8 protein-coding genes are annotated in these 7670 nt (G+C 65.5%); 6 read left to right on the top strand and 2 right to left on the bottom strand.

Features of this window, described 5'->3' with window-relative positions:
* From AC1DY5_RS34235 to AC1DY5_RS34220, 4 genes are all read left to right on the top strand, one after another.
* Nucleotides 1-316 (top strand): MaoC/PaaZ C-terminal domain-containing protein (locus tag AC1DY5_RS34235; RefSeq protein ID WP_478118759.1); only part of this gene is annotated, 316 nt, incomplete at its 5' end.
* Nucleotides 313-1998 carry an alpha/beta fold hydrolase gene (locus AC1DY5_RS34230; RefSeq protein WP_478118757.1) on the top strand — a complete coding sequence of 562 codons (1686 nt, stop codon included), beginning with the start codon at nt 313-315 and terminating at the stop codon, nt 1996-1998. The genes AC1DY5_RS34235 and AC1DY5_RS34230, both read left to right, overlap by 4 nt.
* Before the next feature lie 4 nt (nt 1999-2002).
* Nucleotides 2003-2836: a poly(3-hydroxyalkanoate) depolymerase gene (gene phaZ / locus AC1DY5_RS34225; protein ID WP_478118755.1), complete on the top strand. Its 834-nt coding sequence runs from the start codon at nt 2003-2005 to the stop codon at nt 2834-2836.
* A 114-nt stretch (nt 2837-2950) separates the two neighbouring features.
* Complete coding sequence (locus tag AC1DY5_RS34220; protein ID WP_478118753.1) at nt 2951-4327, top strand: transposase; 1377 nt, start codon at nt 2951-2953, stop codon at nt 4325-4327.
* 179 nt (nt 4328-4506) lie between these two features.
* Here AC1DY5_RS34220 and AC1DY5_RS34215 read toward each other — a convergent pair whose 3' ends face one another.
* Entirely contained in the window at nt 4507-5532 is a 1026-nt protein-coding gene (locus AC1DY5_RS34215; protein WP_478118751.1) for a tyrosine-type recombinase/integrase, read from the bottom strand.
* A 212-nt stretch (nt 5533-5744) separates the two neighbouring features.
* Complete coding sequence (locus tag AC1DY5_RS34210) at nt 5745-5963, bottom strand: hypothetical protein (RefSeq protein ID WP_478118749.1); 219 nt, start codon at nt 5961-5963, stop codon at nt 5745-5747.
* Between AC1DY5_RS34210 and AC1DY5_RS34205 the strand changes: the two genes are divergently transcribed.
* Both AC1DY5_RS34205 and AC1DY5_RS34200 read left to right on the top strand, forming a co-directional pair.
* Nucleotides 5953-6387 (top strand): hypothetical protein, encoded by a 435-nt coding sequence (locus AC1DY5_RS34205; RefSeq protein WP_478118747.1) that lies wholly within the window; start codon nt 5953-5955, stop codon nt 6385-6387. The two genes, AC1DY5_RS34210 and AC1DY5_RS34205, sit on opposite strands and share 11 nt — an antisense overlap.
* Before the next feature lie 353 nt (nt 6388-6740).
* Entirely contained in the window at nt 6741-7340 is a 600-nt protein-coding gene (locus AC1DY5_RS34200) for a zinc-binding dehydrogenase (RefSeq protein ID WP_478118761.1), read from the top strand.
* The last annotated feature ends 330 nt before the right edge of the window (nt 7341-7670 follow it).

Raw genomic sequence — 7670 nt, 5'->3', positions numbered from 1 at the left:
TGCCCGAACAGGCACGCCGTTTGGTGGCACGATCGCTCACGGGCTGCTGCTGCTGTCGCTGATCCCGGCGGCGCAGTTCGAGCTCGGCGTGTACCCGGATGACGCCGCCAACGTGCTGAACTACGGCTTCGACAAGGTTCGATTCCTGGCGCCGGTAGCGGCCGGGTCCCGCGTCGTCGTGCAGGTCGCACTGGCCGAGGTCGAATCCAAGGGCCCGGGCCGCACGCTGATGCGCTGCCGCAACACCGCCTTCGTCGAAGGCGCACCCGAGCGGCCGGTGATGGTGGCCGATTCGATGGGCATGGTGATGGCATGAACAAGATAGCTTTCCTCTCCAAGACAATCGACGCCGAAGCGCCGCTGGTCAACGTCGAACTCGAGCGCACGCCTGTGCGGCTGAGCGAGTCGTTGCGGTCGATGGCCGCCGCGGCGATCATGCAGCCCGCAAAGACTGTCAGTGCCGTCGGCCGCGCAGCCAGCGAGTTGGCGCAGGTGATCAGCGCCCGTTCGTCGGTTGCACCGGCGGAACGCGACCGGCGCTTCGACGACCCGGCTTGGCGCGAAAACGGCTTCTACAGGCAACTGATGCAGGCACACCTGGCGCTCTCGCGCGAGACGCAACGGCTGGTCGGCGAGCTTGGCCTGTCGGCGTCCGACGAGGCGCGCGCGAAGATGGTTCTCAGGATGGTGGCAGACACGATGGCGCCGACCAATGCGCTGCTGGGCAACCCGGCCGCGCTGAGGCGTACGCTCGATACCGGCGGCGCCAACCTGACGCGGGGCGTCGCGCAGCTGGTCGAGGATTGGCGCCACAACGGCGGCCTGCCCGCGTCGGTGGATGTGTCGAAGTTCAAGGTCGGCGAGAACCTGGCCGCTACACCCGGCGATGTGGTGTTCCGCAGCGAACACCTCGAGCTGATTCAGTATCGGCCGCAGACGGCGACCGTGCACGGTACGCCGCTCTTCATCGTGCCGCCGCAGATCAACAAGTACTACGTCTGGGATCTAGCGCCCGGGCGCAGCCTGGTCGAGTTCCTCGTACAGCAGGGCTTCCAGGTCTTCATGGTCAGCTGGCGCAACCCGACCGCCGAGCAGGCTGACTGGGGGCTGCAGTCCTACGTGCTTTCGCTCGAGGAAGCGATGCGCGTGACACGCGAGATCACGAGCTCGCCCCAACTCCACGTGCTCGGCGCCTGCTCGGGCGGTATGACATCGGCAGCGCTGCTCGCCTACTTGGCCACTAAGGGCAGCGACTGGGCGCGAAGCCTCACGCTGCTGGTGTCGGTGCTGGATGTCGACACCATCGGCGACAGTTCGATGGGCCTGTTCGTGAACCTGGAGACGCTGGACATCGCGCGCACCTTGAGCGGCGCGCGCGGAGTGCTCAAGGGCAAGGACCTAGCCAAGGTGTTCGCGTGGTTGCGCCCCAACGAGTTGATCTTCAACTACTGGGTCAACAACTACCTGCTCGGCGAGAAAGCGCCGGCGTTCGACGTGCTGTACTGGAACTCGGACACCACGGGCCTGCCGGCGCGCCTGCATGCAGATTTCCTGGCCCTGCTCGAATCCAACGCACTCACGCAACCCGGCGGCGTGACGATCGCCGGGCAGAAGCTGGACCTGCGCGACGTGAACTGCGACGCTTACATCGTTGGCGGCAGCACGGACCACATCACGCCCTGGCAGGGCTGCTACCGCACGCGCGGGATGCTGGGCGGCAAGAGCGAGTTCGTGCTCAGCTCGAGCGGCCACGTGCAGTCGATCGTCAACCCGCCGGGCAGCAAGAAGTCCGCCTTCGTCACGAACGGCGGTGCGCATGACACGCCGGAATCCTTCGAACAGCGCGGAACAAAGCACGAAGGAACTTGGTGGCCGCACTTGTCCGAGTGGCTGGCGGAGCGATCGGACGCCGACAAGCGTGCCCCGCGCCAACCCGGCTCGAAGCGGCAGCCCGTGCTCTGCGCCGCCCCAGGCACTTACGCGATGCAGAGAGGCTGACCGGATGGCCAACGACATTTCAGCCGTTCGTCGGGGCGCGCACTGCATCACGCTGGGCGGTCAGGCGATTCACTACGTCGAGGGTGGCGCACGGCTGGCTTCGCGCGTGCTGCTGGTGTTCAACGGCATCGGCGCCAACGTGGAGACCGCGGCGAAATTTGCTGCCGCGTTCGAGCACACGCGCGTCATCGCCTTCGACGTGCCGGGTGTCGGCGCGTCACCGGCGCCCCTGCTTCCCTACCGCCTGCGCAGGGTCGCCGACCTGGCAGCCGCACTGCTCGACCATCTGGAACTGGGGTCGGTCGATGTGTTCGGCGTGTCATGGGGCGGCGCGGCGGCTCAGGAATTTGCGTTGCGCTATCCGCAGCGCTGCACGACGCTGACACTCGCGGCCACGAGCGCTGGCCTCGTCATGGTCCCGGGCCAACCGCGAGTGCTGTTGCAGTTGCTCAGTCCAAGGCGCTATCTCGACCCCGGCTACCTGATGAAGATCGGCGGCCAGCTCTATGGCGGCATCCTGCGGCTGGACAGCGACCTGCTGCACGTGCACGCGGCCGCGATGCGCGGTCCGAGTCCCCGCGGCTATCTGTACCAGCTGCTGTCGATACTGGGATGGACGAGTTGGCATCGGCTGCACCGCATTGCAGCGCCGACGCTCGTGCTCATGGGTTCCGACGATCCGATCGTGCCGTTGGTCAACGGTCGGATCATCGCGTCGCGCGTGCCTCGCGCGACCCTGCAGACGGTCGACTGCGGCCACCTGTTCGTGCTCACGCGCCCGGCCGAGACGGCCCGGCGCGTCGAGCGTTTCATGGCCGAGCACGCGCTGCCGGCTTAGTTTGGAAGTATGGATGCAATCATGAATTGATCCTACTTCCGGCAGTTGAACGCTTTGAATTGGCGTGATCGCCAACGCCGGCGCGGGAGTGGTGTGATCTGACAGACTCACCCGATGGGTGACTCAAGACGCAAGCGCAAAGAGGCCGGATCGATCGTTGTCGCAGAGGGCGGCGACAGCGACGCGATGGTGGTGGACACGCTGGGCGGGCGCATGCACGTGCGTTGGGACGAGGGCGCGCCGGCCACGCCCAACGGGCAACTGGTGTTCTTCGCCGAGTTCCTGGCCGCCGCCGGCGTATTCGATCTCTGGGTGGCCGACTGCCCGCTGGAATACCGCAGCAACAACGCGCCGGGCAAGCGCGACGTGCTGGGCACGCTGCTGCTGGCGATCCTGGCCGGTCACCGGCGTTACGCGCATGTCACGGTCCTGCGCGGCGATGCGGTGGCAGCGCAGGCCCTGGGCATGCAGCGCGTCATCAGCGAGGACGCACTGCGCCGCGCGCTGGAGCGCATCGACGAAGCCGCCAGCAGCGCGTGGTTGCGCCCGGCGCTGATGAGCAGCGTGCGCGAAGCGCTGGACAGACCCTGGGTGCTGGACATCGACGCCAGCATCAAACCGCTGTACGGGCGGCAAGAAGGTGCCGAACTGGGCTACAACCCGCACAAGCCCGGGCGCCCAAGCCAAGTGCTGCACACCTACTGGGTGGGCAACCTGCGTCTGGTGCTGGACGTGCAGGTCAACTCTGGCAAGCAACACACCAGCGTGCACGCCAAGGCGGGGCTGGCCCGGCTGCTCGACGAGCTCGGCGACAGATGCCCGGCGCTGGTACGCGGGGACTGCGGCTACGGCAACGAGGGCATCCTGGTCGAGCTGGAGCAACGCGGCCAGCCCTACCTGCTACGGCTGCGCCAGACCAAGAAGGTGCAGCGCCTGGTGGCCCGGCAGTTCAGCCGCATGGACTGGAGCCGGGCGGACGCGCAGGGCTGCCAGGTGGTCGAGGACTGGCTCAGGCTGGACGGCTGGAGCGCCAAGCGGCGCGTGGTCATCGTGCGCAAGCGCATCAGGGAGGGTGTCGCGCGCGAACGGCGCGACGAGCGAGGGCAACTGGGCCTGGCGCTGGCGGACATGGCAGTACTCGACGGCCAGCGGCTGTGGGAATACTCGGTGCTGGTCACCGATGTGGCCTACCCACTGGAGGCCGTGGCGCAGTTGTACCGTGACCGCGCCGACTGCGAGAACGGCTTCGACGAACTGAAGAACCAGTTGGGGCCTGGGTGGCTTCACCACGCAGGATCTCAACCGCTGCCAGACCACGGCCAGGGCGGGGGCGTTGGTTTGCAACTGGTGGAGTTGGTGTTGCCGCGCTGCGCATCCCGGCGCCAAGCTGGAAACTACTGGCGGCGGTGGGCAAGGCGGCCAGTCACGCCGGGCAGACCCAGTTGTACCTCACGCCGTTGCACGCCAAGCCGAAAACCATCAGGACGCTGATCGCCAATGTGCGTGCGGCCTTGCAGCACGTGAGGGCCATTGCGGAGCAGTTGCCCGCGAGCGACCCCTGGGCCACGCTGCTGCGCTACATCTGCCAGCGCATCGCACCGTCGATCAGCCCAGTTTCACCCACGCCAGCGCTCCAACACGGGTTGACTGCGGGATTTAGGGTGATTGGTTCAGACGACGTCGATCGGCGTCGTCACCACCCGCCTGTATCTGCCCATCACCTCCGGCTCGACGCCCAACCAGGCCGCCACCGTCTCGGGTTCGAAGCCCCGACGCAGCTGCCGCAGGGCAAAGGTATGCCGCAGCCGGAACGAGCCGCCCTCGCTGCTGTCGATGCCGGCGTCTTCCAGTACCTTCTTGGCGCACTTGTAGTGCGACTCCTTGTGCCAATGCTTGCCCGTACGCGTCGACGGGAAGAGATGGTCGCCCTCGATGCGGGCCTCGGCACGAACCTGCAGCCAATGTTGCAGCAACTCTCCCGCCCACGGCGCGATCGGTGTTTCGCGCGCGGATGAATTCCCATCGCCCGGTACGGAGACTTTCCAGGGCCGATCGCGAACGCGGCCGCCACGCGAGATCGGGGACGCCACGGTGAGTGCGCGGACGTCGCCTGGCGTCAAGCCGCCGCCCAACTGCAAAGCGACCGCGCACCGATTGCGAAGTTCCTGCCAGGTGAAGGCAGCATGGCTGTCGCGCCGGGAGCCTGCGAGTCCGGGCCGCGGCCGCGCGTTCGACAGGAACGTGATCAGGTGCTTGGCCTCGGCGACCGAAAGAAACTCGGGCAGGGGATCCGCATTGGAAGCCTCCGCATAGCGAACCTCCGGATGAGCAACGAGCCAGTCGGAAGCCGCCGTGTTCGGCCTCTCCCCGGTCTCAACCGCATGGTGGCGCAACACCCGATCGATGAGTCGCACCAGACGAAGCGCATGTCGAGGAGACAGCGACATATCGGAACTCTTGCGCCCGAAACGCGCCGCCTGGAATGCCTGCAGATCGCGCAGGTCAAGCGAAGCCAGGGTCACGCCCGGCGACTGTCCCAGACACCAGGCGGTGAAGGCGCCCCACATGTCGCGATAGACCTGGACAGAAGCGGGCTGACGCAGGGATCCCGATGCCCGCTGACCGTCCAGCCACCGCTCGAACGCGAGGCGATGGATGTCGGAGGGGGTTTCGTCGAAGAGGGAAAGGGAGGGCATAAATACGCTAACGGCCGGCGACCTGGTGTTTGACGACTTGCTGGATTGATACGGAACGTGTGCGCATGGTCATCACTGGGCTGGGCAATGTTAAAGCGGTTTGCCGTTAGCGTAAATCTCGCAACCCCGCCYTACTTCAAGCAAAGCCGTAAGCCCATGCTTTGCTGACCGCATTCAAGAATGTGTAGCGGCAGCTGTCGGTTCCCGGACGATCACCCCGGTTTGGCCTTCATCGCCGCAATCGGCTCGAAAAGGACGAATTGGCGGACGGACCGCGCCGACGCCGAGGCGGCGGCCTCGATGATTTCGAGCGTCCGTGGGTTCGCTCCTGGACTGACTCCATCAAGTTTGTCTTCGCGACCGCGCTTGATGAAGTGAGCGCGGCCGAGACCAGCGCTAAACGACAAGATCATCAAGTTCTTGACCGACAAGGGCAGCGCGAGCCGCAAGGCCATCACGGTCGAATGCTTCGGCGGCCACCTGTCCATGCACAAGATCGACGCGGCGTTGGACGAGTTGGTGTCGATCACGCCCGCGCCCATCGAAGTCGAGACTGTGCCGACGACCGGCCGCGCCGCAAAGATTTACCGCTTGATGCGCGCGAACAAAGCGAATGTAACGAAGGATCAACAACGACGCGGCATACCGCCTGATTCACATGTCGGCGAACTTTGCGAACCTCGCGAAGAAAACCACCTCGCGGCGATCGACCCCGAGTCCTTGGGTCGCAATGTTCGCAGTGAGCAAGAACAGGCCGAAACCCGCATGGATATTGATCCTTCGCCAAGTTCGCCAGCCCAAATGAAAACCGGGGTCCATGAACGTCCGGCAACTGCCGACGTCGAGGAGTTCTGATGAAACCAGGATACGTCCTCGAAGTGCTTTGGGGCTTTGGCTTCACCGTCACGATCGGTGCCGGCGATCGGCTGTCTGCATCTTGGGGTCCTTGGATCGCACTAGCAGTAGCGAGCGACCTCATACCGCCGAGCATTGGGGCCTGAGGGGACTCGTTACGGCGAGGCCCCTCAAGGTCGGACGTGTAACCTCTGGGTCGCCTGCGCGAGTGGGCAGCGCGCGTGTTCCCGAGCTCAGCGCGAACTCGATGTGTTGGTCATTGCAGCGCCTCCAAAAATTCATGAGAGGCAATCGCCGTGCTGCAGCACTGCCTCACCTCGCGTGAGGAAGCCAAGCTGCAGAGGGCCCTCGACATGGGCGCGGACCACGCGATCCACAGCGCGACGCGGGATGTGGCGAAGCGGGCCATGGCGCTCACGGGCGGACACGGCGTTGACGTGGTCGTCGAGAACGTGGGCGCCGTGGTGTGGTCCGGCGCGATGAAGTCACTGGTGCGCGGCGGCCGCCTCGTGACCTGCGGCGCCACCAGCGGCGACCAGCCGCCGGCGGACCTGCGACGCAACTTCATTCGGCAAGTGCAGATCCTGGGCTCGACGCTGGGCGATCTCCACGAGTTCGGCGGCTTGCTCTCGCTGGTCGAGCGCAGCGGCATGCGTCTTGTCATCGACGCCGACYACCGGCTCGAAGAAGCGCACGCGGCCCTGGACGCCTGGCGTCGGGAGAGCAGTTCGGCAAGGTGGCCATCACCATCGAACGGCTTTAGGGCCAGGGGCACGCCGCAGCCGGGTGGTGCATTTCAGCCGCGCCTCCCACGCGGTCACGCCGGCGATCGGCAGGCTGGCCGCTCCCGGCAACGACGGCCGTCCGGCTTCTTGACGACGAGGGTAAGAACTGCCGTACCTTGCCCGCAAATCGTCACCGCTTGCGGGAATTTTTCCTTTGGAAATCAATAGCTTACTTCGGATAGCTGCCGCTCACGAAAGCGCCTCGACGGAGACGGCTGATGGTCGACCTTTTTTGGCGCGGCGGTTCCGATGCAACTCGCCGCCGACTGGGGCTGCGGCGCTCCTAGGCCCGGAAAAAGACGGACACGACGCGGGGGACTGAGTAATATGGAAGTTGTCAATTTGGTTGGCTTGCAGCCAGATTCCACGATGCTCGATGCCAGCGGAGTTACGTCTTTGCGGCTCACAAAGATCTTGTTCGGGTTCCTGCTGCTGTGCGTCGCGAACCTGTTCGCGTCGTCGTTTGCTTGCGCGCAATCTACCGATGCCACGTCGGCC

The sequence above is a fragment of the Variovorax sp. P4_D9 genome (assembly GCF_056401695.1).
The sequence above is the reverse complement of the archived record's forward strand: the minus strand, read 5'-3'. Positions and strand labels throughout refer to the sequence as shown.

Bases quoted from the DNA above. Each gene is read 5' to 3' on its own strand.
- phaZ (WP_478118755.1), top strand. From the start codon at position 2,003: ATGGCCAACGACATTTCAGCCGTTCGTCGGGGCGCGCACTGCATCACG.
- AC1DY5_RS34215 (WP_478118751.1), bottom strand. From the start codon at position 5,532: ATGCCCTCCCTTTCCCTCTTCGACGAAACCCCCTCCGACATCCATCGC.
- AC1DY5_RS34220 (WP_478118753.1), top strand. From the start codon at position 2,951: ATGGGTGACTCAAGACGCAAGCGCAAAGAGGCCGGATCGATCGTTGTC.
- AC1DY5_RS34230 (WP_478118757.1), top strand. From the start codon at position 313: ATGAACAAGATAGCTTTCCTCTCCAAGACAATCGACGCCGAAGCGCCG.